The organism is Terrabacter sp. Root85, from assembly GCF_001429185.1.
GTDB lineage: Bacteria > Actinomycetota > Actinomycetes > Actinomycetales > Dermatophilaceae > Terrabacter.
On sequence record NZ_LMIW01000008.1, the window covers coordinates 603,452 to 625,186 of the forward strand.

At 71.5% G+C, this 21,735-nt stretch carries 22 protein-coding genes, 1 tRNA gene and 1 other RNA gene; 19 read left to right on the forward strand and 5 right to left on the reverse strand.

Annotation, left to right across the window (positions count from 1 at the left end; genetic code table 11):
- The first annotated feature begins 263 nt into the window (after nt 1–263).
- From ASE25_RS09310 to ASE25_RS09345, 8 genes are all read left to right on the forward strand, one after another.
- Nucleotides 264–680, forward strand: a complete 417-nt coding sequence (locus ASE25_RS09310; protein WP_056780006.1) for a DUF3052 domain-containing protein — start codon at nt 264–266, stop codon at nt 678–680.
- A gap of 102 nt (nt 681–782) precedes the next feature.
- Entirely contained in the window at nt 783–1,310 is a 528-nt protein-coding gene (locus tag ASE25_RS09315) for a peroxiredoxin (protein WP_056824952.1), read from the forward strand.
- 45 nt (nt 1,311–1,355) lie between these two features.
- Nucleotides 1,356–1,428: transfer RNA gene (locus ASE25_RS09320), tRNA-Val, on the forward strand.
- A 1-nt stretch (nt 1,429) separates the two neighbouring features.
- Complete coding sequence (locus ASE25_RS09325; RefSeq protein ID WP_056825698.1) at nt 1,430–2,320, forward strand: Nif3-like dinuclear metal center hexameric protein; 891 nt, start codon at nt 1,430–1,432, stop codon at nt 2,318–2,320.
- Entirely contained in the window at nt 2,248–3,057 is an 810-nt protein-coding gene (locus ASE25_RS09330) for a C4-type zinc ribbon domain-containing protein (RefSeq protein ID WP_082622780.1), read from the forward strand. The genes ASE25_RS09325 and ASE25_RS09330 overlap by 73 nt, the downstream gene beginning before the upstream one ends.
- Nucleotides 3,054–4,052 carry a reverse transcriptase-like protein gene (locus tag ASE25_RS09335; RefSeq protein WP_056824954.1) on the forward strand — a complete coding sequence of 333 codons (999 nt, stop codon included), beginning with the start codon at nt 3,054–3,056 and terminating at the stop codon, nt 4,050–4,052. Before ASE25_RS09330 ends, ASE25_RS09335 begins: the two co-directional genes overlap by 4 nt.
- A 24-nt stretch (nt 4,053–4,076) precedes the next feature.
- Nucleotides 4,077–4,490, forward strand: coding sequence for a rhodanese-like domain-containing protein (locus ASE25_RS09340; protein WP_056824957.1), 414 nt, complete (start codon nt 4,077–4,079; stop codon nt 4,488–4,490).
- A complete protein-coding gene (locus ASE25_RS09345; RefSeq protein WP_056824959.1) occupies nt 4,487–5,668 on the forward strand; it encodes an O-succinylhomoserine sulfhydrylase in 1,182 nt (393 codons plus the stop codon). Before ASE25_RS09340 ends, ASE25_RS09345 begins: the two co-directional genes overlap by 4 nt.
- 109 nt (nt 5,669–5,777) lie before the next feature.
- On the opposite strand, the gene ASE25_RS09350 is transcribed toward ASE25_RS09345, so the two are convergent.
- Both ASE25_RS09350 and ASE25_RS09355 read right to left on the reverse strand, forming a co-directional pair.
- Entirely contained in the window at nt 5,778–6,869 is a 1,092-nt protein-coding gene (locus tag ASE25_RS09350; RefSeq protein WP_056824961.1) for an SLC13 family permease, read from the reverse strand.
- Between the two features lies 1 nt (nt 6,870).
- Nucleotides 6,871–7,620, reverse strand: a complete 750-nt coding sequence (locus ASE25_RS09355; protein WP_056779989.1) for a YaaA family protein — start codon at nt 7,618–7,620, stop codon at nt 6,871–6,873.
- A gap of 139 nt (nt 7,621–7,759) precedes the next feature.
- Here ASE25_RS09355 and ASE25_RS09360 point away from each other — a divergent pair, with 139 nt between their 5' ends.
- Complete coding sequence (locus ASE25_RS09360) at nt 7,760–9,196, forward strand: RNB domain-containing ribonuclease (RefSeq protein WP_056824964.1); 1,437 nt, start codon at nt 7,760–7,762, stop codon at nt 9,194–9,196.
- 76 nt (nt 9,197–9,272) lie between these two features.
- Nucleotides 9,273–9,782, forward strand: coding sequence for a hypothetical protein (locus tag ASE25_RS09365; protein ID WP_056779984.1), 510 nt, complete (start codon nt 9,273–9,275; stop codon nt 9,780–9,782).
- 132 nt (nt 9,783–9,914) lie between these two features.
- Here the strand turns inward: ASE25_RS09365 and ASE25_RS09370 are convergent, their stop codons facing one another.
- Nucleotides 9,915–10,703 (reverse strand): hypothetical protein, encoded by a 789-nt coding sequence (locus ASE25_RS09370; RefSeq protein ID WP_157623370.1) that lies wholly within the window; start codon nt 10,701–10,703, stop codon nt 9,915–9,917.
- 176 nt (nt 10,704–10,879) lie between these two features.
- On the opposite strand from ASE25_RS09370, the gene ASE25_RS09375 reads away from it, so the two are divergent.
- The 3 genes from ASE25_RS09375 to ASE25_RS09385 all read left to right on the forward strand — a co-directional run bounded on the left by ASE25_RS09375 (nt 10,880) and on the right by ASE25_RS09385 (nt 13,735).
- Entirely contained in the window at nt 10,880–12,517 is a 1,638-nt protein-coding gene (locus ASE25_RS09375) for a peptide chain release factor 3 (RefSeq protein WP_157623371.1), read from the forward strand.
- Between the two features lie 4 nt (nt 12,518–12,521).
- On the forward strand, nt 12,522–13,268 hold the full coding sequence (locus tag ASE25_RS09380; RefSeq protein ID WP_056824966.1) for a hypothetical protein: 747 nt from the start codon (nt 12,522–12,524) through the stop codon (nt 13,266–13,268).
- A 74-nt stretch (nt 13,269–13,342) separates the two neighbouring features.
- Nucleotides 13,343–13,735: an STAS domain-containing protein gene (locus ASE25_RS09385; protein WP_056779976.1), complete on the forward strand. Its 393-nt coding sequence runs from the start codon at nt 13,343–13,345 to the stop codon at nt 13,733–13,735.
- Nucleotides 13,736–13,768: 33 nt separating this feature from the next.
- Here the strand turns inward: ASE25_RS09385 and ASE25_RS09390 are convergent, their stop codons facing one another.
- Nucleotides 13,769–14,152, reverse strand: a complete 384-nt coding sequence (locus ASE25_RS09390; RefSeq protein WP_056779974.1) for an ATP-binding protein — start codon at nt 14,150–14,152, stop codon at nt 13,769–13,771.
- A gap of 81 nt (nt 14,153–14,233) precedes the next feature.
- On the opposite strand from ASE25_RS09390, the gene ASE25_RS09395 reads away from it, so the two are divergent.
- On the forward strand, nt 14,234–16,033 hold the full coding sequence (locus tag ASE25_RS09395; protein ID WP_056824969.1) for a PP2C family protein-serine/threonine phosphatase: 1,800 nt from the start codon (nt 14,234–14,236) through the stop codon (nt 16,031–16,033).
- A gap of 119 nt (nt 16,034–16,152) precedes the next feature.
- Nucleotides 16,153–16,548: RNase P RNA component class A (rnpB, locus tag ASE25_RS12230), an RNA gene on the forward strand.
- 197 nt (nt 16,549–16,745) lie between these two features.
- On the opposite strand, the gene ASE25_RS09400 is transcribed toward rnpB, so the two are convergent.
- Nucleotides 16,746–17,489, reverse strand: coding sequence for a GAF and ANTAR domain-containing protein (locus ASE25_RS09400; protein ID WP_056824970.1), 744 nt, complete (start codon nt 17,487–17,489; stop codon nt 16,746–16,748).
- Between the two features lie 190 nt (nt 17,490–17,679).
- Here ASE25_RS09400 and ASE25_RS09405 point away from each other — a divergent pair, with 190 nt between their 5' ends.
- The 4 genes from ASE25_RS09405 to ASE25_RS09420 all read left to right on the forward strand — a co-directional run bounded on the left by ASE25_RS09405 (nt 17,680) and on the right by ASE25_RS09420 (nt 21,028).
- Nucleotides 17,680–18,594 carry an HAD family hydrolase gene (locus ASE25_RS09405; RefSeq protein WP_235508613.1) on the forward strand — a complete coding sequence of 305 codons (915 nt, stop codon included), beginning with the start codon at nt 17,680–17,682 and terminating at the stop codon, nt 18,592–18,594.
- Between the two features lie 465 nt (nt 18,595–19,059).
- Entirely contained in the window at nt 19,060–19,854 is a 795-nt protein-coding gene (locus tag ASE25_RS09410) for a hypothetical protein (protein WP_056824972.1), read from the forward strand.
- Nucleotides 19,854–20,417, forward strand: a complete 564-nt coding sequence (locus ASE25_RS09415; RefSeq protein ID WP_082622783.1) for a phage holin family protein — start codon at nt 19,854–19,856, stop codon at nt 20,415–20,417. The genes ASE25_RS09410 and ASE25_RS09415 overlap by 1 nt, the downstream gene beginning before the upstream one ends.
- Nucleotides 20,414–21,028 carry a DUF3618 domain-containing protein gene (locus ASE25_RS09420; RefSeq protein WP_056824974.1) on the forward strand — a complete coding sequence of 205 codons (615 nt, stop codon included), beginning with the start codon at nt 20,414–20,416 and terminating at the stop codon, nt 21,026–21,028. The genes ASE25_RS09415 and ASE25_RS09420 overlap by 4 nt, the downstream gene beginning before the upstream one ends.
- The last annotated feature ends 707 nt before the right edge of the window (nt 21,029–21,735 follow it).

A 21,735-nucleotide genomic window follows, 5' to 3' on the forward strand; every position in this document is an offset into this window, starting at 1 on the left:
GCCCGCGGCCGGTCGGCCACGGCGCTGCACCCACCCATCCTCTACCAAACCGTGGTGGCCGTCACACTCGGGTCCAGCCCCGGGACGGCCACTGCGGCGTCTCCGCCGTCCCACCCGCTGGTATGCCGTGTGCTCCCTCTGGCGCGGCGTGCGCGTTGCGCACCCACCGGGTCGGGCTTGCGCGATAGCGTCGGAGCCAGTGCACTGATGTCGTGGCACCACGCCATGACACGACGCGCCAACGATCGAGAGGACCGGTGACAGTGAGCGAGACCGCGGGAGCGGCGTCCTTGAGCAAGCTCGGATTTGCCAAGGGGCAGATCGTCCAGGAGTTCGGCTATGACGACGACGTCGACGACGACCTGCGGTTCGAGCTCGAGGACGCCATCGGGACCGAGCTCGAGGACGAGGACTTCAACGACGGCGCGGACGGGGTGCTGCTCTGGTACCGCGACGGCGACGACGACCTCGTCGACCTCATGGTCGACGGGCTGACGAAGCTCTTCGACCAGGGCTTCATCGTGCTGCTGACGCCGAAGGCCGGACGGCCGGGCCACGTCGACGCGAGCGAGGTCGAGGAGGCCGCGTCCACGGCGGGGCTCACGACCGGTGGGCAGGTCAACGTCGCCGCCGACTGGGCGGCCACCCGGCTCATGCCCCCGAAGGGTCCGCGCCGCTGACCCAGCCTGACGTCCGGCCCGGGACCGGCCCGACGGGCCGGGGCCCCGGCCCGCTGTCGAGGGTGGCGGCGACACCCGGGCAGTGGTGTCACACTTGCCGCCATGACGAACGCGCACTCGACCGAGTCCCCGGTCCAGGCGTCCGCCCCGCTGGGCGTCGGCGCGCTGGCGCCCGACTTCACCCTCGTCGACCAGTACGGCGTCGACGTCAGCCTGTCGGCCGTGCGCGACGTCAAGAACGCCGTCGTCGTCTTCTACCCGGCTGCGTTCTCGGGCATCTGCCGCGGCGAGCTGCGCGAGATCCGCGACGGGCTCGAGGACTTCCAGGACGACGACATCCAGGTCTTCGCCATCTCGTGCGACTCGATGTACACGCTGCGTGCGTGGGCCGACGCCGAGGGGCACTTCTTCCCGCTCCTGTCCGACTTCTGGCCGCACGGCGAGGTGGCGCGGCGCTACGGCATCCTCAACGACGAGGACGGCTTCGCGCTGCGCGGCACCTTCCTCGTCGACCGCACGGGACACATCGTCTGGACCGAGGTCCGCGGCATCGGTCAGGGACGCGACTTCGTGGCCTACCGCGAGGCGCTCGCGACGCTCCGCGCGACTGGGCGCGATGCCGTAGGCTGACCGCCGCCTGCCGGTGAGCCCCGCGTGTCACCTGTCGGCGCGTGAGGGCCTGTAGCTCAGTTGGTAGAGCACCGCGTTTACACCGCGGGTGTCGTCGGTTCGAGCCCGGCCGGGCCCACGTGGACGACCTCGCCCCGACCCTCAGCCTCCGTGACGTCGTCGCGGCGCTCGAGTCGCTCTACCCCCTCGAGAACGCGGCCGACTGGGACCGCGTCGGCCTCGTGGTCGGCGACCTCGACCAGCCGGTACGCCGCGTCCTCTTCTCCCTCGACCCGACCCTCGCGGTCATCGACGAGGCACGGGAGTGGGGCGCCGACCTGCTCGTGACGCACCACCCGCTGCTGCTGCGCGGGGTGCACTCCGTCGCGACGTCGTCGGCCAAGGGCGCCTCGGTCACGGCGCTGGTCCGCGCCGGTGTCGCGCTCTGGGTGGGTCACACGAACGCCGACGTCGCCGACCCCGGTGTCTCGACGGTGCTCGCCGACGCTCTCGGCCTCGCCGACCAGCGCCCCCTGTCGACCGAGGGCGCGAACGCGATCGGTCGGGTGGGCGTGCTCGCGTCGCCAATGACGCTGGTCGAGTTCGCCGAGATCGTTGCTGCCGCCCTGCCCGACACGGCCGGGGGCATGCGCGTCAGCGGCGACCCCGACGGGGTCGTGAGGACCGTTGCGGTGATGGGCGGCTCGGGCGACGACCGCTTCGACGAGGTGCGTGCGAGCGGCGCCGACGTCTACGTCACGGCCGACCTGCGCCACCACCCGGTGCTCGAGGCGCGCGAGGAGGCGCGGGGCGGCACGCCCTACCTCATCGATGCGGGCCACTGGGCGACGGAGTCGCTGTGGCTCGCCAGCGGCCGCGAGCGGCTGATGACGGCGCTGGAACAGGTCCCCGGAGCGACTAGGGTCGAGTCCAGAGTCTCAGCCATCCGCACCGAGCCGTGGACGTTCGTCGTCGGTGCGAACGCCGCCCGGGTCGACCGGGCGGCTCCCGAAACCGGAGGTGTGTCCTGAAAGCCGACCCGTCCCGCCAGTGGCGCCTGCTCGACCTGCAGGCCATCGACACGCGTCTCGACCAGATCACCCACGCGAAGGCGACGCTGCCGCAGACCCCTGCGGTCGAGGCGGCCCGGGGCGAGCTCGCTGCGCTGGAGACGGAGATCGTCAACGCCCGCACGGCTGCCGGGGACGTGCAGCGCGAGCTGACGAAGTCCGACCAGGACGTCCAGCTCGTGCGTGACCGCGCCGCACGCAACCAGGCGCGGCTCGACGCCGGCCAGGGCAGCGCCAAGGACCTGCAGGCGCTCCAGCACGAGCTGACGTCGCTGGCGCGCCGTCAGGCCGAGCTCGAGGACGTCGAGCTCGAGGTCATGGAGCGGTCCGAGTCGCTCAGCGCACGGGTGAACGAGCTCGAGGCCGCCCGGGTCGAGCTCGCCGCGCGCGTCGAGACCCTCGAGTCCGAGCGCACCGCTGCCCTGACGACGCTCGACGCCGAGGCCGAGAAGGTCGGCTCCGGACGAGCCGACATCGTCGCGGGTGTCGGTGACGAGCTCATCGCCCTCTACGAGAAGATCCGCGCCAGCAGCGGTGGCATGGCCGCCGCAGAGCTGCGCCACCGCCGGTGCGGCGGGTGCCGGCTCGAGCTCGGCAACGTCGACCTCTCCCGCATCCGCAACGCCCCGGAGGACGAGGTCGTGCGCTGCGAGGAGTGCCGTCGCATCATGATCCGCACGGGCGAGTCCGGTCTGTGACCGCTGCGTCTCGCGGGTCGGGACGCCGGCTCGTCATCGAGGCCGACGGCGGGTCCCGGGGCAACCCGGGGGTGGCCGGCTACGGCGCCCTCGTCCGTGACCCCGCGACCGGCCGGGTCCTCGTCGAGCTCGCCGAGCCGCTCGGCAAGGCGAGCAACAACGTCGCCGAGTACTCCGGCCTGCTCGCCGGCCTGCGCGCCGTGCTCGACCTCGACCCCGGTGCGTCGGTCCGCGTCAAGATGGACTCCAAGCTCGTCGTCGAGCAGATGTCGGGGCGGTGGAAGATCAAACACGAGGACATGCGACGTCTCGCGCTCGAGGCCCGGGACCTGTGCGCCGAGATCTCCGACGCCGGCGGCAGCGTCGACTTCGAGTGGATCCCGCGGGAGAAGAACAAGGACGCCGACGCCCTGAGCAACGACGCGATGGACGGCAAGAGCGTCCACCGGGTCCTCACCGCCGAGGGTGACGGCGAGACTGACTCGATCACCGACGCGGAATCGCCTGCGGCTCAGGGCATCTCCGACGTGTCCACTCCTCAGCCAGGAGTCCGCCCGCTGCGCCTCCTGCTCGTCCAGGAGCCGCACGACGCAGGAGCCGCTCCTCGCATCGTCGCGGCGGTGCGTCGCCTCGTCGGCCCCGGCACGCGGGTCGTCGGCGCCGACGACGACCTCGCGACGCGGGTGGCGGGCGACCTCGCCCTGGCACTCGACGTCGAGGCGGACACGTCGGGGGACTGGTCCGGCCACGCGCCCGGCGAGGGTGCCGACGAGAGGGTGCGGACGGCATACCGCTCGCTCGCCGCGACCGGTGGCACCGTCGTCGCGGTGACGAGCAGGCGAGGCGTGCTCTCGGTGCTCAGCGACGTGCTCGGCACGCCCGTCGGACGCTTCTGGGCCCTGGCCACGGCGGCCGGCAGCCTCACCGCCGTGGAGGTCTGGGAGGACGGGTCGGCGTCGGTGGCTTTCACCAATCGGACCGACCATCTCGCCTGACGGACGCTGTGCGATATTCGGGGCATGAGCTATGCCGGTGACGTGACCCCCGAGCAGGCCTGGACGGTCCTGCGCGACGAGCCCGGTGCGGCGCTCGTCGACGTGCGCACGAGGGCGGAGTGGTCCTACGTCGGACTGCCCGACCTCGGCGGGATCGGCAAGGACGTCGTCCTCGTCGAGTGGCAGACCTATCCCGAGGGCACGGTCAACGAGCGGTTCACCGCCGACCTCGAGGCCGCCGGGGTGCCCAAGGACGCTCCCGTCTACTTCCTCTGCCGCTCCGGGGTGCGCTCCGTCGCCGCGGCCGAGGCGGCCACCCGCAACGGGTGGTCCCGGTCGCACAACGTCCTCGAGGGGTTCGAGGGACCGCACGACGAGCAGCGCCACCGCGCGGTCTCCGGGTGGAAGGTCGCGGGCCTGCCGTGGGTGCAGGGATGAGCGACGCGAGCCAGCAGTGGCGCCCCGACACCCTCGCCGTGCGGGGAGGCCTGTCCCGCAGTGGTTTCGAGGAGACCTCGGAGGCTCTCTACCTGACGTCCGGCTTCGTCTACGACACCGCGGAGGACGCCGAGGCGGCTTTCAAGGGTGACGTCGACCGCTTCGTCTACTCCCGCTACGGCAACCCGACGGTGGCGATGTTCGAGGAGCGGCTGCGCCAGATCGAGGGCGCGGAGGCGTGCTTCGCCACCGGGTCGGGCATGTCCGCCGTCTTCGTCGCGCTCGCGGCGCTCCTCGGCCAGGGCGACCGCGTCGTCTCGTCGCGGGCCCTCTTCGGATCGTGCTTCGTCATCCTCGACGAGATCCTGCCGCGCTGGGGCGTCGAGACGGTCTTCGTCGACGGCGCCGACCTCGACCAGTGGCGCGAGGCTCTCGCCGAGCCCACGACCGCCGTCTTCTTCGAGACGCCGAGCAACCCGATGCAGGAGCTCGTCGACATCGCCGCCGTGACCGAGCTGGCCCATGCCGCCGGGGCGAAGGTCGTCGTCGACAACGTCTTCGGCACGCCGGTCTTCTCCAAGCCGCTCGACCTCGGGGCCGACATCATCGTCTACTCCGCCACGAAGCACATCGACGGCCAGGGCCGCACCCTGGGCGGCGCGGTGCTCGGGCCCAAGGAGTTCATCGACGGGCCGGTCCAGAACCTCATGCGGCACACGGGGCCGTCGATGTCGCCCTTCAACGCGTGGGTCCTCGTCAAGGGGCTCGAGACGATGTCGCTGCGCGTCGAGCGGATGGCCGACAGCGCCCTCGAGGTGGCGCGTTTCCTCGAGGCGCACCCGAGCGTCCGCCGCGTCGTGCACCCGTTCCTCGAGTCGCACCCCCAGCACGACCTGGCCAAGCGCCAGATGCTCGCCGGTGGCACCGTCGTCACCTTCGAGCTCGACGGGGGCAAGGACGAGGCGTTCGCCCTCATGAACGCCCTGCAGGTCATCGACATCTCCAACAACCTCGGTGACTCCAAGTCGCTCATCACGCACCCCGCGACGACGACGCACCGCCGCCTGACGCCCGAGGCGCGGGCCGCTGTCGGCATCACGGACGGCGTGCTGCGGGTCTCGGTCGGCCTCGAGGACGTCCGCGACCTCGTCGACGACCTCCGTCGCGCCCTCGGCTGACGCGAGCGTCTGCACCCCTCGCGGTCAGCCGCACACCGCCCAAGGCGTGCGCCTGGCCCGAGGGTGTGGGGTCGACGGCATGGCGTATGCCGTCGGCCCGGTCGGCCGGTCAGGTGGTGGCGGCGAGGGCCAGGGTGGCGGCGGTCACGACCGTGACGGCGCACAGGGCGCCCGTGCGCGCGATGCGACCGACGTCGACCGCAAGGTCGGCGGACCGGCAGCGCGAGGCCCAGAGCAGCGTCGCGACGGAGCCCCACATCGTGACGATCGGCCCGGCGTTGACCCCGATGAGCAGGGCGGCCAGGCGGGCGGGGGCGTCCGCCACCGTGGGCTCGAGCGCGAGGTACGCCGGCAGGTTGTTGATGCCGTTGGAGGTCAGCACGCCGAGACCGCTGACCCTGAAGAGGTCGCCGAGGCCCGTGCCGTGCCCGACGATGGTGCGCAGCCACGCCTCGAGCCCCAGGCGCAGGGCGGCGTCGATGATGAGGAAGAGGATGCAGATGCCCATCACCGTGAGCCACGGCATCTTGATCCGCCGCAGCAGCTCGGGCGCACGCCAGTAGGTCGCGGCAAGCAGGACGAGGGCGGCCGGCACGGACGCCAGGGCCGGCTGGACGCCGACGACGAACGCCGGGGCGAGCAGCACGCAGACCCCGCCGGCGACCTGCATGAGCACCCGGTCGTGAGGCTCGGCCGGCGGTGGCGTGTCGTAGGTGCTGCGGAGGTCGCGCCGGTGCAGCAGCCAGAGCACGGCGACGGTCGCGACGATCGCGACGACGGCCGGCACGGCCATCAGCTTGATGTAGCCCAGGGTCCCGACCCCGAGCGCCGCGAACGGGTGCAGGGCCAGCAGGTTGGTGAGGTTGGAGACCGGCAGGAGCAGGGAGGCCGTGTTGGCCAGCCAGAGCGTCGTCATGGCGAACGGCAGGGGTGGGGCGCCGACCTGACGGGCCACCGTGATGGCCACCGGGGTCAGCAGCACCGCGGTCGTGTCGAGGCTGAGCACGACGGTGCACACCACCGCGAGCCCGACGATGAGCAGCCAGAGCACGAGCACGCGTCCCTTGGCGACGCGCGCGGCGTGGTGCGCCATGACGTCGAAGAGCCCCGACAGGTCGCAGATCTCGGCGACGAGGGTGATCGCGACGAGGAAGACGAGGATCGGCGCCACGCGCTCGACGAGCAGGCTGAGGTCGAGCACGTCAGGCCTTCGGAGTCGTGGCGAGCTGCCACGGCCGGCCCGGACGCGGCGGGGGCGTCAGCTCGACGTCGAAGCGCTCCGAGAGCCGCTCGGCCAGGGCCTGCGGCGTGCGCGGCGCCTCGGCCTGCACGAGCTCGCGCGTCACGAGGCCGCGGGTGTGCTTGGCCATGTGCGAGGCGCCGGGGACGGTGACGTGCACCCAGCGCTCGGCGCGCTCGCCCGTGGGACGCCACACTGCGGCATACGTGCTCGACCGGCAGTCGACGACGAGCTCGCGCGGCTTCACCGCGGCGTCGAGCGCCGACGGCAGCTCCTTGCGCCACTCGTGCGACAGGTAGCCGACGCCGGGGAGGGTGCTGCAGATGTTGACGCGGTAGGCCGGCACGCGGTCACCGAGTCGCAGCGCGCCGAAGAGGGCCGACACGACGACGACCCAGCGGTTGGCGCGGCGCTTGGAGGCCGCGTCGAGCGAGTCGACGTCGAGCGCCTGGTAGAGCACGCCGGTGTAGACGTGCGAGGCGGTCGCCGTGGGAGCGCTGCGCAGGACCGTGTTGCGCTCGAGGTCGGCGACGAGGTTCGGGTTGATCTCGAGGACGCGCGCTGCGTCGGGCTCGCCGCTCAGCCGCTCCACCGTCTCGACGACCGACTCGCGCAGGGGCGTCAGCTCGGGGAACGAGAGGCTGCCGAGGTCGAGCGACCGCCCCCGCCGGGGTGAGGTCTTGCCCTCGGACGGGGGGAGCAGGATGAGCACGGGGGTCAGCCTAGGCAAACGGGACAGTGATGTCTCATCCCCGCGCGTGTCGCGGGCGACGAACGATCGCCCGGCCCGCCGCGGAGTGGCGCGGGTGCTCAACCTCCGGCGAGCACGTCGTGGTGCGTAGGGTGACGCCATGGCCCAGCGACACATCGTCTTCCGCCCGGCGACGAAGCCCGGCGACGTGGCACGGCAGCTCACGGCGCGCTTCGAGGCGGTGCGTCGCGAGTTCGAGGTGCCGGACCGGTTCCCGCCGGAGGTGCTGGCCGAGGCCGCCGCAGCCGCCGGCGCCGCGACCCTGCCGGAGCGGGACGAGACGGCCGTCCCGTTCATCACCATCGACCCGCCGACGTCGATGGACCTCGACCAGGCCATGTCGATCGAGCGCAGCGGCGACGGCTACCGGGTGCGCTACGCCATCGCCGACGTGCCTGCCTTCGTCCGCGCCGGTGGCGCCGTCGACGCAGAGGCGCGCCGCCGCGGCCAGACGGTCTACTGCCCCGACGAGCGCGTCCAGCTGCACCCCTCGGAGCTGAGCGAGGGCGCCGCGAGCCTGCTGCCCGACCAGGTGCGTCCTGCCTTCGTCTGGGACATGACCCTCGCCGCCGACGGCGAGGGCACGGCGGTCGAGGTCTACCGCGCGATGGTGCGCAGCGTCCGTCGCTACGACTACGAGCAGGTGCAGAAGGAGGTGGACGCCGGCACCGCCGAGGAGTGTCTCGTGCTGCTCAAGGAGGTCGGCGAGAAGCGCGTCCTGCTCGAGCGCCAGCGGGGCGGGGCGACCCTGCCGATGCCCGAGCAGGAGGTCGAGGAGGACGAGCACGGCGGCTTCCGGATCTCGTTCCGGCCGCTGCTCGCCGCGGAGGACTGGAACGCCCAGATCTCGCTGCTCACCGGCATGGGCGGGGCCGACCTCATGCTCCGGGGCAAGATCGGCATCCTGCGCACCATGCCGCCGCCGGACCCGCGCGACCTGGCACGCTTCCGCCGGCAGGCCAGGGCCGCCGGTGTCGAGTGGCCGAAGGACCTGTCGTACGGCGAGCTGCTGCGCACGCTGGACCGCAGCAACCCGCGGCACCTCGCGCTCATCCACGAGGCGACGTCACTCTTCCGCGGCGCCGGCTACACCCCCTTCGACGGCGAGGTGCCAGCGCAGCCGACGCACGCGGCCGTCGCCAACCCGTACGCGCACGTGACGGCTCCGCTGCGGCGCCTCGTCGACCGCTTCGGGCTCGTGGTGTGCGAGGCGCTCTCGGCGGGGGAGGAGGTGCCGGGCTGGGTCCGTGAGGCGCTGCCCACCCTCCCCGAGATCATGGCGACCTCCGACCGGCGTACCAACGGGGTCGAGCGGGCCTGCACCGACGCGGTCGAGGCTGCCGAGCTGCACCCGCTCGTGGGGAGCACCGTGCAGGGCGTCGTCGTCGACGAGAACGACAAGGGCGTCATCGTCCAGCTCATCGACCTCGCCGTCGTGGCCAGGGCGAGCGGGTCGGCGAAGGCCGGTGAGACGGTGACCCTGCGGGTCGACGCCGCCGACGTCGGGACCGGCACGATAACGCTCTCGGTCGCCTGAGGACACCCCGTCGGCGCGACGGAGCCGGCCGAAATCAATTGGCTCGGGGCTGCTCAGCGCTCCTAGCATCGTCGGCATGCGGGTGCGCTTCGTGAGGACCGGTGAACGGCGCTACGAGGTGTGTGTGGAGCGTGACCTCGCGACGGACCTCGTCATGAGCCCGGCGCCGGGGTGGAGCGACCTCGCGCCGCACGACCTCGTCCACCTCGTCGTCGAGCACCGGTTCGGCCTGCGCGACGGCATCTTCGGCCAGCTCGCCGCAGGCGGCAATGCGGGCACCTTCGTGCCCACCCAGGAGACGCGCACGAAGGCGTGGGCGCGCCGGGTCGAACGACGGAACAAGGCGCGCGGCACGCAGATCGGCCGGTCGGAGCAGCTCGCGGCCGCGGTCTACCCGGCGTGGCTCCGGCAGCGCGGGATGACGCCCGACCTCCACCACGAGCGGGCCGAGGCAGCAGCCACCGACCTCGGCGCCCGCGAGCTCGCCGCGGTGTTCGCCGACCTCGACCGGCTCTCGGAGCAGTGGTCCGGGCTCGCGGTCGGCGGGTCCGTCGACGTCGACTGGCCCTGGCCCGAGCGACGCTGAACGGCGGGGCCGCCTCGTGTGCAGCCAGCGGCGTCAGGACCCCACTGTCTGCACACGCCGACCGGCCAGAGACGACGTATGCCGTCACGCCCGGTGGGGCGGACGGCATACGTCAGCAGGTGGCTCGGATGCTCAGGGAGCGGTGACGGGGGCGCTCGGGGTGCTCGCGCCCGGGTCGGGCGTGGCCGGGGTCGTGGGCGCGGCCGGGTCGGTCGATCCTGTCGCCCCACCGGGAGTGGCCGGGGTGGCCGGCGTCGCGGGGGTCGTCGCGGACGGTGTACCGGTGGAGGTCGCCGGACCCGCCGTGGACCCGGCGGGCGCAGTCGCCGCGCCGGTCGGCGTCGCGGGTGCGGTGGGCGTCGTGTCGAGCGCGCCGGTGTCGGTGCGGGTGCCGTCGCCCGCGGCGTCGCCCGTGGTGCCGGCGGGGCTGTCGACCACGGCGCCCGCGCTGGTGCGGCCTCCGAGGTCCGTCCCGGTCACCTGGGCCCCCGTGGCGAGCTGGAGGCCGGTGAGGAAGGCCGCGGCGAGGGCGAAGACGGCCCCGGTCGTGACGAGGACCCGTCGCGTGGTCACGCGATCGGGACGGCGCCACCACGTCTCCCGCACGACCTCGAGGTCCACGCCGTCGGGCCCCCGGCGCGAGCGCACGAGCACGACGGCCTCCTTGGCTCGCGCCATGGAGTTCGTGTAGAGGCTGGCCGCGATCGCCGAGATGATGCTGAGCACCGCGGCCCCGGCGATGGTGCCGACGACGCCAAGTCGCGAGCCGAGGGCTGCTGCCGTGGCCGCCGCCATCGAGCCGCCGAGCAGCTGGGTCAGGGAGAGATCGAGCAGCTTCGCTCTGGGCCGTGCGTCGGGCTCCGCGTCTGCGGAGGCGCCGGGTCGGGTGTCGGGCAGGTCGTCGGTCAGCGGTTCCGTCATGGTCCTGGGGTCGGTTGCGATCGTCATCTCCCATGCACGACGAACGACGGCCCCGGATCGTTGACGGGATCGGCGAGGTGTGACTCGGGTCACCTCGGGCCGGCGGTCCGGCGGGCGGTGCCGATTCGGGCGATCGGGCCCGACGGTGACAGACTCGGGGCGATCACTGGAGGACCATGGACGCCACCGCCCTGCACGACCGCGAGCTCGCGGACCGCCGAGACCCCGACGGCGCGGACCACCACGGGGGAGCCGTCGCCGAGGAGGCGGCCCGACGCCGCACCTTCGCGGTCATCTCGCACCCCGATGCCGGCAAGTCGACCCTGACCGAGGCCCTCGCGCTGCACGCGCGCGCCATCGGTGAGGCCGGCGCGGTGCACGGCAAGGGCAACCGGCGCGGCGTCGTCTCCGACTGGATGGAGATGGAGAAGGACCGAGGCATCTCGATCACCTCCGCCGTGCTCCAGTTCGCCTACGACGGCACGGTCATCAACCTGCTCGACACCCCCGGCCACGCGGACTTCTCCGAGGACACCTACCGCGTGCTCGCAGCGGTCGACGCCGCCGTCATGCTCGTCGATGCCGCCAAGGGCATCGAGCCCCAGACGTTCAAGCTCTTCGAGGTCTGCCGGGCCCGTGGCGTGCCCGTCATCACGGTCGTCAACAAGTGGGACCGGCCCGGCCTCGACGCGCTCGCGATCATGGACGAGCTGACGAACCGGATCGACCTGCACCCGATGCCGCTCACCTGGCCGGTCGGCGTCGCGGGCGACTTCCACGGCGTGCTCGACTGCGCGACGGGCGACTTCGTCCAGTTCACGCGTACGCCCGGCGGCGCCACCGAGGCCATCACGACGCGGATGCCCGCCGAGGAGGCCGAGCAGCTGCTGGGCTCGGTCTGGACCGACGCGGTCGAGGAGTACGACCTGCTCCGCTCCTCGGGCCACGACCTCGACCTCGAGCTGTTCCTCTCGGGCGCGGCCTCGCCCGTGCTCTTCGGCTCGGCCGTCCTCAACTTCGGCGTACGCCAGCTGCTCGACACGCTCGTGACGCTCGCCCCCGCCCCGGGGGCCCGACCTGACCGCTCCGGCGACCCCCGGGCGGTGTCGGCTCCCTTCTCGGGCTTCGTCTTCAAGATCCAGGCGGGCATGGACAAGGCGCACCGGGACCGGCTCGCGTTCGTCCGGGTGTGCTCGGGCCGCTTCACGCGCGGAATGGTCGTGACGCACGCTGACACGGGCCGTCCCTTCGCGACGAAGTACGCGCAGAGCGTCTTCGGCCGCGACCGGTCGACGCTCGACGAGGCCTTCCCGGGCGACGTCATCGGCCTCGTCAACGCCAACGCCCTCCGGGTCGGCGACACCCTGTTCGCCGACGAGAAGGTCGCCTTCCCCCGCATCCCGCTCTTCGCTCCGGAGCACTTCGCCGTCGCCCGCGCGGCGGTCACCGGCAAGCAGAAGCAGTTCCGCAAGGGCATCGAGCAGCTGGGCGAGGAGGGCGTCGTCCAGGTGCTGCACTCAGACCGGCGCGGTGCGCAGGCGCCGGTGCTCGCGGCCGTCGGTCCGATGCAGTTCGACGTCGCCAAGCACCGGATGGAGCACGAGTTCGGCTCGCCGATCCGCCTCGAACCGCTCGGCTACTCCGTGGCGCGTGCCGTCACGGCGGCCGCGATGCCGATCGTCGACAGCCGGCCCGGGGCCGAGTCGCTGACGCGCGAGGACGGGCTGCACGTGGCCGTCTTCGCCGACAAGTGGCGCCTCGCGTCCGTCGAGAAGGACCTGCCGGCCGGCTCACTCACCCCGATCTTCGGCTGACGCCGTGAGCCGGCGCTTCGAGGAGATCGACTGGCAGCAGACGCCGATGGGCGAGATCAGCCTCCGTCGCCGGCTCGAGCCGTCGCTGCTCGTCGACGTCTACGAGGTGAAGCTCGGCGAGGAGTTCCTCATGTCGAGCCTCTTCACGGTCGCGGAGGTCGAGCTGGCCCGCCTCGGGCTCGCCGCCGTGGGGGAGGGCGGTGGCGACGACGAGAGCCTCGACGTCGTCGTCGGCGGGCTCGGTCTCGGCTACACGGCCGTGGCGGCGCTCGAGGACGCCCGGGTGCGTTCCCTGACCGTCGTCGAGGCGCTCGGACCCGTCATCTCGTGGCACGAGCGGCAGCTGCTCCCCGACACCGCCTCCCTCACCGTCGACCCGAGGACCACGCTGCTCGAGGGCGACTTCTTCGCCCTGGCGCGTCAGGGCCAGGGCTTCGGGGACGCGCCGGCCCTGCTGCACGCCGTGCTGCTCGACGTCGACCACACGCCCCACCACGTGCTCCACCCCAGCCACGCGGACCTCTACACCCGGGACGGCCTCTCGCGTCTGGCGGCGACGCTGCACCCCGGTGGGGTCTTCGCGCTGTGGTCCGACGACCCGCCCGAGGACGCCTTCACGGCTCTGCTGTCAGAGGTCTTCGCCGACGTCGCCGCGCACGAGGTGTCCTTCGCGAACCCCCTCACGGGAGGCACCTCGTCCAACAGCGTCTACGTGGCGACCACTGCGGTCGAGCGCCAGACCACCGGCTGAGCCACATCTGCTCCCACACCAGCCGAAGTCGTCCTAACGTAAGGGCGAGGACACCGACGTCCACAGGAGGTTCGATGAGCGTCACGGTCTCGGTCAACGGCGCCGTCACCACAGCCCGGCTCGCGGGCGAGATCGACACGTACACCGTGCCGGACGTGCGGGCAGCGTTCGAGGAGATCGCCGTGGCACCGGGCGCCGCGGTGGTCGTCGACCTGCGCGCCGTCACCTTCCTCGACTCCTCGGGCCTCGGGGCGATCATCGGGCTCTACCACCGCGTCGTGGCGGCGGACGCCCGGCTCCAGCTCGTCTGCGGCGAGATCACCCTGCGGCTCGTCAGGCTGATGCACCTCGACCAGGTCATCGACGTCGTCGAGGCGCCCGACGTCGACGTCGCGCCTGTCGAGGTTGCTCCCGCAGAGACAGCGGACGGCGTGGACCCAGACCGGGTCGACGCGGACCGATCCTGACCTGACGGTCCGCCCTCCCGGGACCCCGTCGGCTCAGGACGCCAGTCTCAGGTGCACGCGGATGCGCGTACGCGTGGGGCGGGCCTCGATGGTCAGCCGGTCGCTCAGCCGCTGCGCGATCCACAGCCCGCGGCCGCTCGTCGACTGGTCGTCGAGCGCGAGGACCTCCGGCACCGACCCGGTGCCGTCGTCGTCCTCGACCGTGAAGACGAGCGAGTCGGCCGTCTCGTCGATGAGCAGGACGCCGTGACCGCCTCCGTGGACGATGCTGTTGACCGCGATCTCGTGCACGGCCAGCACGGCGTTGTCGGCCCGGTCCGGGATGCGTTCGCCCGCGATCGCCCGCACGATCTCACGCACGCGACGCAGGTCGTCAGGGCCGAACTCGACACGACGGAGCTCGCGTCCCCTGGCCACCCCTTGACCCCTCACCTCTGCATGCTCCCACTTCTGCGGCATCCGTGGTTGCCCAAGCCCTTCGGCTGTCAGGATGACCCCATGAACGCGCCATGGCAGAGCCCGGCGGCGAGCCGTGCGTCGGTCGCCCCGAGGCTGGCGGCGTTGGCGGGCATCGCGGCCCAGGTCGCGGCTGCCACGACGCTGGAGGAGCTCACCGAGACCATCACCGAGCGTGCGTCGACCGTCATGGGCGCCTCGCGGGCCGTCCTGGCGGTCCAGGACGGCCCGACGCGTCTGCGCACCATCGCCACCCACGGCCTCACCGCGTCCGAGGCCCGGCAGTGGGCCAGCCTCGAGCTCGACGCCCGCTCGCCGCTCACCGACGCCGTCCGGACCACCCAGATCGTGTCGGTCACGGGCCGGGCCGAGCTCCTCGAGCGCTACCCGGAGCTCGATGACGGCACGGAGCGGTCGTCGGTGACGCTGCCGCTCATCTCCCGAGCCGACGGCTCGCCCATCGGGGCCGTCGGTTTCCGCTTCGACGGGCTCGTCGGACCGGTCGACCCGGATCTGGTGTGGGTGCTGGGCGTGCTGGCGGACATGTGCGCGCAGACGATGCTGCGCCTGCGCGCCGAGGCGCAGAGCGCCACCCGAGCCGCCCAGCTGGAGTTCCTGGCCGATGCGTCGCAGGCGCTCGCCACCACCCTCGACTACCGGCAGACGCTGCGCCAGGTCGCGTCGCTCGCCGTGCCGACGCACGCGGACTGGTGCTCGGTCCAGATGGTCGACGACGGTGTCCTGCGGACCCTCGCCGTCGCGCACGTCGACCCCGACAAGGTGCAGCTCGCCAAGGAGCTCGAGACCCGATGGCCCTCTGACCCCGATCGGCCCGGAGGGGCGGCCCAGGTGGCGCGCACCGGGAAGAGCCTGCTCATCGACAACGTCACCGACGAGATGCTCGTCGCCGCGGCCCGCGACGAGGAGCACCTCCGGGTGGCGCGTGAGCTCGGACTGCGAAGCGCCATGACGGTGCCGCTCATGGCCAAGGACCGGGTGCTCGGGGTGCTGACCTTCGTGGCGGCCGAGTCCGGTCGCCGCTACACGCGCGACGACGTCGCCTTCGCCGAGGACCTCGCCCGACGGGCCGGCCTGGCCATCGACAACGCCGACCTCTACTCCCAGACGCGCCGTGTCGCGTCGGTGCTCCAGGCGACGCTGCTGCCCCAGGACCTGCCCGAGATCCCCGGCTGGCAGATCGGGACGGTCTACCGACAGGCGGGGCGCACCGACGTGGGTGGTGACTACTACGACGTCAGCGGGCTCGACGACGGCCGGGTCACGGTGGTCCTCGGTGACGTCATGGGCCGAGGGGTCGACGCGGCTGTCGCTGGCTCGCGGATGCGTTCTGCTGCAAGGGTGCTGGCGACCCAGGATCCGGAGCCCGAGGCGCTCGCCGGTGCGATGGACCGCTTCATGGCGACCGAGCCGCCGACCCAGATGGCGTCGTCCGTCTACCTGCTGTTCGAGCCGGAGCGGGACGACCTCGCCCTCGTCGTCGCCGGGCACCCGCCGCCGCTGCTCGTCCAGGGCGGTCTCACCCGGTTCGTCAGCGAGGACGGCTCGCCGGTCCACGGCCTCGGTGAGGTCCCCCGAGCCTCGGCCCGGGTGCCCTTCGAGGTCGGTGACCTGCTCCTGCTCTACACCGACGGCCTCGTCGAGCGCCGCGGAGAGAGCATCGACATCGGGCTCAAGCGCCTGCGAGCTGCCGCCGAGGAGCTTTTCACCGGCGCCGACGACGACACCGACCTCGACGAGGTCCTCGACCAGCTGACCGAGGCGGTCTCCGACCCGGACCGGCACGACGACGTCGCCGTCCTGGCGTTCCGCCGCGTCGTCTGAGCGGACGTCCGGTACCCCTCGGCGCCGGGAGGGGCCGGTTCGAGCTGCCGGCCGGGGGAGTGGCTCGCCGGTGGGCGCGGACGCAGCGGACGGCATACGCCCCTATGCTGGTGCGCGGATGAGTCGGCCAGACGGTCGCGTCAGGGCCTCGGCCCTGCCGAGGAACGTCCGGGCTCCACAGGGCAGGGTGGTGGCCAACAGCCACCCGGGGTGACCCGCGGGACAGTGCCACAGAGAACAGACCGCCGGCCGCTTCGGCAGCCGGTAAGGGTGAAACGGTGGTGTAAGAGACCACCAGCGCTCCAGGTGACTGGAGCGGCTCGGTAAACCCCACCCGGAGCAAGTCCAGACAGCGTATGCATGGCGCCCTCGGGCGCCGAGGAGACCGGCCCGGTCGAGTGCGCGGGTAGGACGCTCGAGCCGGCCAGCAATGGTCGGCCTAGATGGATGGCCGTCGCCACGTCACCGGTAACGGGGACGCGGAACAGAACCCGGCGTATCGGCCGACTCATCCACTTTAAAGCCTCTGACCGGCCTCGGTCGGGCGCCTCATTCCAGGACGAGCAGCCGGGCTTCTCGCGTGAGGTGGTCCGAGCGGTGCTGGCGGTGCTCGACCGCTTCGAGCGTCGGCAGCGCTGACGACTGCCGGGGGGGCGAAGGGCAAGGCTCCCTTCGCGCGGTGAGGTGACGGAATCGGGTCGCCCTGGCCGGCCTACGGGTGTCCGTGAGGCGTCACGTCCACAGCGCCGGTGTCGATGACGTCGAGGGCCACGTCGTGCAGCTTGCGGTTCGTGTTCTGGCTGGCGATGCGCAGCAGGTCGAATGCCTGGTCGCGGGTCAGCCTGTGCTGAGCAACGAGGACGCCCACGGCAGTCCCGATGTCCCGGTTCGAGTTCAGGGCTCGCTCAAGGTTCGCAACCCTGTCGCGTAGGTGCGCCGCCGCGACGGCTTGTGCTCCGTGGGTGGTGAGCAGGAGCCCCTCAGCGAGATCGTGGTCGTTGAATGCATCTGGCTCGTCGGCATAGAAGTTGAGCCCAGCGACAATCCCGGCCATCTCGAGGTTCATCCGGAAGGACAGCATGCTGCGGAGACCCAGCTCGGAGGACACGCGCCGACCGTAGGCAGGCCACCGTTCGTCCGTCGCGAGGTCTCGAGGCTGGTAGATGGTGTGCTCGACGATGGCGTCCACGCACGGTCCCGAGTTGAGCTCGTACTGGATTGCGTCCGCTTGTCTCGCCACATCGTCGGATGCGGCAGCCGTGACGAACCGGTCATGGCTGAGCGTGGTGATGCTCACTGCTCGCGCTCCGGACACCCGCTCGGCCGCGAGTCGGGTCAGTGCGGCAAAGGCGTTCTTGGCGTCGGTTCGGCCGAGCTGTTGTCCAAGGCGTTCGAAGTCCTCGGCCACGGCGCGCAAGCGCTGGGGGAGGTTCTGGTCGGTAGGGGTGTCACTCATGAGTAGCTCCGGTCTCGACCGCGTTGAGCGCGAGCGAGAGACGTAGGGACGGGATCGCCGGAGAGCCACTGACGACAGTGGCCACCGGGATGGAACGGCAGCTGCCGAACCAAGACGTCTATACCCATCAGCGTGCGAGAACTACGCCGGGACCTCCAGGCTTGACCCATGGAGCCCTACGACAACCTCTATGGGTCTGACCGATTCCTCTCACGTCGGGGCTGGACTTCTCGACCTCTTCGGTGCCCGGGCGGCGGAAAGGTGGCCAGTACCGATCTCGTTCCGGATTCCTCAGGCACTCCTTGCCCACTCGACCACCGTGTTGTTCGGTGAACAGCCGTCGAGGGACCAGGTCGGACGGGCCGATGAACGGCTCGAGGCGGGCGCCAGGGGGAAGGGCGACAGCCATGGGTACGTCGACTGCATGACGGACACGGTGATCCTCGACGTCGACGGCACACTCGTCGACAGCAACTACCACCATGCGCTCGCATGGACACGGGCGTTCGCGCACTTCGAGCTGTTCCCGCCTGTGTGGCGGATCCACCGTGCGGTGGGGATGGGGGGCGACAAGCTCGTCGCACACGTTGCCGGTGCCGAAGCCGAGCAGCGCCTCGGTGACGCGTTGCGTGATCGGTGGACACAGGAGTTCGACAGGCTCATCGGGGAGGTCCGGCCCTTCGATGGGACGCGCGCGCTCCTCGAGGCGGTGAAGAATCGCGGCCACCATCTCGTCCTGGCCAGCTCTGGACAGCAGCAGCACGTCGAGACGCTCCTGCGTCTTTTTGACGGCCAGTCCCTGGCGGACGCATGGACGACCGCGGATGACGCCGACGAGAGCAAGCCGGCCGCCGACCTGCTGCAGGTGGCACTGTCGAGGGTCGGCGGTTCGGCCGGTCTCATGGTCGGTGACGCCACGTGGGATGCTCAGGCTGCGCAATCCGCGGGCATGCCGTCGGTCGGCCTCCTCACGGGTGGCTTCAGTGAGGCTGAGCTGCTCGATGCCGGAGCGGCCCACGTATTCGAGGGTCCGGCGCAGCTGGCGCAGGCCGTCGCGGATGGGCTGATCGAGCGCCTCCCGTCCCAGTCTGCGCAAGACCTCTGATCAGGCGGGTCGCCGACTCAGGCCTCCAACGCGGGGTGAGCGACGGCCGAAAATGGCTGGGGTGCACAAACAGCTCTCGGTCTCGCAGGCAATGCCCGGGATCGACTTTGCACAGTCCGGACGGCTCGTCTACGCCGTCATCCTCCAACGCATGTTCATGGCCCAGCGGCCCCCGGAGCGTTTGGGATCCTTTGTGCCGCCGTCATTCTCGCGACAGCGCTAGGTCGCTCGCATGACGCGGCAGACGTCGAATCTGTGGTCGGGGGTACTGCCAGTGAACCGGCTGACATACCCGTTCCAGACCAGTTCGCACCCACGTGTCCGAACGTGCTTGGGAGGCCTTGGGCTGGGTATCCGGTGACTAGCAACACCGGCTCGACCGGGCAGCTCGAGCAAGGGGCCTGCCCAGTCGCGCGACCATGGAAGGAAACCAGACCCATGACTGAACGACCGTACGAGACGACCGTGCCGGACGACCTGACCGTCGGCACCACGTCGCCCTCCACCGCTGATGGCGGCCAACACTCCGGCGCGACGTCAGCGTCCGGGGGTTTCACCGGCGGAGACACGAGTGTCAAGACCGAGGCCAAGTCCGTGGCCGCAGACGCTGCGGACAGCAGCCGTCACGTCGCCGACACCGCGGCATCGGGCGCCAAGGACGTCGCATCGGAGGCGGCCACACAGCTGCGCCAGCTCTTCACCCAGCTTCGCGGCGAGCTCGACGACCAGGCCTCCGTGCAGGGCGAGCGAGCGGCGAGCGGGCTGCGTTCCCTCGCGGACGAGCTGCGGGAGATGGCCTCTAGCTCCTCGCAGAAGGGGGTGGCGGGGGAGGCGGCCGGGCAAGCCGCGGACCGTGCTGCGTCGGCCGCCGACTGGCTCGAGAACCGCCAGCCGGGTGACATGTTGGAGGAGTTGCGTTCCCTGGCGCGTCGGCGCCCTGGCGCCTTCCTGCTCGGTGCCGCTGTCCTTGGAGTCGTTGGCGGACGTCTGACGCGGGGGCTCACCGCCGAGAGCGGTGGCGGATCCGGCACCGAGACCCCGACGCGGTCGACGACTGGCGCGAGCCCCGCGACTCCGCCGCTCTCGTCTGGTGTGTCCCCGACGGCGGCGGCCTCGCTTTCCGAATCGCCAGTGCGGCGCGAGCCCTACACCGTTGGTGTACGCGACAGCGACACGCACGCGGTGACCTCTGTGACGGGGGGCGTGACGTCCGACCCGCTCGATGAGAGCTACACCGAAGGCCAGAGCGGGGTGCGCTGATGAGCACGTGGCCGGAAGGCGGCTCGGGGAGGGATGCGGGCCCGTCCGGCGCGTCCGCAGCGGCCCCGTACGCCGGCGCGGACCCCTCGGTGACCACGACGGACCCGTCGTTCACCAGTGCCCCCGGCGACACCGCATACGCGACCTCCGGCGCCGCCTACGAGAGCTCGCACGAGAAGGCCGAGCACGCCTCCATCGGCGAGCTCGTGGCTGACATCAGCCAAGGGCTCAGCACGCTCCTCCGCCAGGAGGTGGAGTTGGCCAAGGCCGAGGTGCGCGAGTCCACCTCGCGAGCAGGCAAGGCCGCCGGCATGTTCGGTGGCGCTGCCCTCTCCGGCTGGATGGCGCTCCTCTTCCTGTCGCTGGCCGTGTGGGAGTGGCTCTCGAGGGCCCTCGACGACCGAGGCTGGGCTGCGGTCATCGTCATGGCCGTTTGGGCCGTCGTCGGCGCGGTCCTCGCGGCGATGGGCAGGCGCACGACCAAGGAGATCCAAGGACTACCGCGCACGACGGAGACCGCCAAGCGGGTGCCGGACGCGCTGAAGGGAAACGAGGAACGATGAGCACGAACTACCCGATCAACAACGACCCGGACGCGATCCGGGCGGACATCGAGCGCACGCGCGAGAACCTGAGCCGCGACGTCAACGCTCTGGGTGAGTCCGTCAGCCCGGGACAGGTCGCCCACCGCCAGGCCGAGAAGGTCAAGGGAAGTGCCGCGGCCCTGCGAGAGCGGGTCATGGGGACCGCGACCGACGCCGGGGACAGGACTTCGGGTCTGGCCCACGGTGTCGGTGAGGCAGCGAGCGATGCTGGCAATACCGTGCAGCGCAAGGCGCGGGGCAACCCCCTCGCAGCCGGGGTCATTGCGCTCGGCGCCGGATGGCTCCTGGGGTCCCTGCTCCCGGCGTCCGAGAAGGAGCGCCGCCTCTCTGAGACGGTCAAGGAGAAGGCCGAGCCGGTGGTGCAGCAGGCACAGACGGTGGCCAAGGACGTGGCGAGCGAGTCGGCCGAGCACCTCAAGCAGCCGGCACAGGACGCCGTGCAGTCGGTCAAGGAGACGGCTCAATCGGCCGCCCAGGACGTCAAGGACGAGGGCGCGCACGCCGCCGCGGACGTGCGGGAGAGCGCCTCCGAGTCCGCCGACGCCGTCAAGAACCAACCGCAGGGCTGATCTCCAGAACTGTCAGCGTGCAGGGGGCGGCCGGTGACCATCGGTCGCCCCCTGCACCTGTGCAGCAAGGCGAGCGGCGGCTCCGGCTCGCCCACGCACGGACCCCATGATGAATGCGTTCGCAAACCCCATCGCGTACGTCTCTACCGAGGCGCGCGGTGCAGGTCGACTATCCACCGGCAATGCAAGGGGCGGGGACCGCACTTCGGGAGATCTCATGCTGGGCGCCGAGCCACCCCTTACTGTGTCGCGGATCCGTGGACGTCGGCGGCTACTGGAGCCACAACCTCGCCCTGCCCGGCCGTCTGGGCGGTGCGACCGCTGCGGCGGACTCTCAGCTCTGCGAGCAACGCACGCTCACGCCGCCTGAGAGCGGCCTCGCGGCTTACTTGGCCCGGAAGGGGGTTTGGCCCAGCGTGATGCGCCTGATCCCGGAGCCGGTCCTCAACGCGGGCCAGCTCGGCTGCAAGCTCCCGAATGGTGAGTTCATTCACGGGGCGGTACTCGTCAGAAACCACATGGCTTCGATACCCGATCTCACCATCGTCAAACACCCTCGCCCGAGGTCGTGCGAAGCGCAGCCGAGCCAGTGCCTCACGCGCGGGACCGTGGGTAGTTCTCGGTGCTCCCACGTCGACATCACGTCGAGGCCGCACGTCTCGCCGAGGTCCGGCAGGACCTGGTGAGCCTTGCATCGCTCTTCTGCC

Coding starts and splice junctions, on each gene's coding strand:
- ASE25_RS09395 (WP_056824969.1), top strand. CDS start 14,234: ATGAACGCGCCATGGCAGAGCCCGGCGGCGAGCCGTGCGTCGGTCGCC.
- ASE25_RS09370 (WP_157623370.1), bottom strand. CDS start 10,703: ATGACGGAACCGCTGACCGACGACCTGCCCGACACCCGACCCGGCGCC.
- ASE25_RS09360 (WP_056824964.1), top strand. CDS start 7,760: ATGGCCCAGCGACACATCGTCTTCCGCCCGGCGACGAAGCCCGGCGAC.
- ASE25_RS09385 (WP_056779976.1), top strand. CDS start 13,343: ATGAGCGTCACGGTCTCGGTCAACGGCGCCGTCACCACAGCCCGGCTC.
- ASE25_RS09345 (WP_056824959.1), top strand. CDS start 4,487: ATGAGCGACGCGAGCCAGCAGTGGCGCCCCGACACCCTCGCCGTGCGG.
- ASE25_RS09405 (WP_235508613.1), top strand. CDS start 17,680: ATGGGTCTGACCGATTCCTCTCACGTCGGGGCTGGACTTCTCGACCTC.
- ASE25_RS09315 (WP_056824952.1), top strand. CDS start 783: ATGACGAACGCGCACTCGACCGAGTCCCCGGTCCAGGCGTCCGCCCCG.
- ASE25_RS09415 (WP_082622783.1), top strand. CDS start 19,854: ATGAGCACGTGGCCGGAAGGCGGCTCGGGGAGGGATGCGGGCCCGTCC.
- ASE25_RS09365 (WP_056779984.1), top strand. CDS start 9,273: ATGCGGGTGCGCTTCGTGAGGACCGGTGAACGGCGCTACGAGGTGTGT.
- ASE25_RS09420 (WP_056824974.1), top strand. CDS start 20,414: ATGAGCACGAACTACCCGATCAACAACGACCCGGACGCGATCCGGGCG.
- ASE25_RS09375 (WP_157623371.1), top strand. CDS start 10,880: ATGGACGCCACCGCCCTGCACGACCGCGAGCTCGCGGACCGCCGAGAC.
- ASE25_RS09340 (WP_056824957.1), top strand. CDS start 4,077: ATGAGCTATGCCGGTGACGTGACCCCCGAGCAGGCCTGGACGGTCCTG.
- ASE25_RS09400 (WP_056824970.1), bottom strand. CDS start 17,489: ATGAGTGACACCCCTACCGACCAGAACCTCCCCCAGCGCTTGCGCGCC.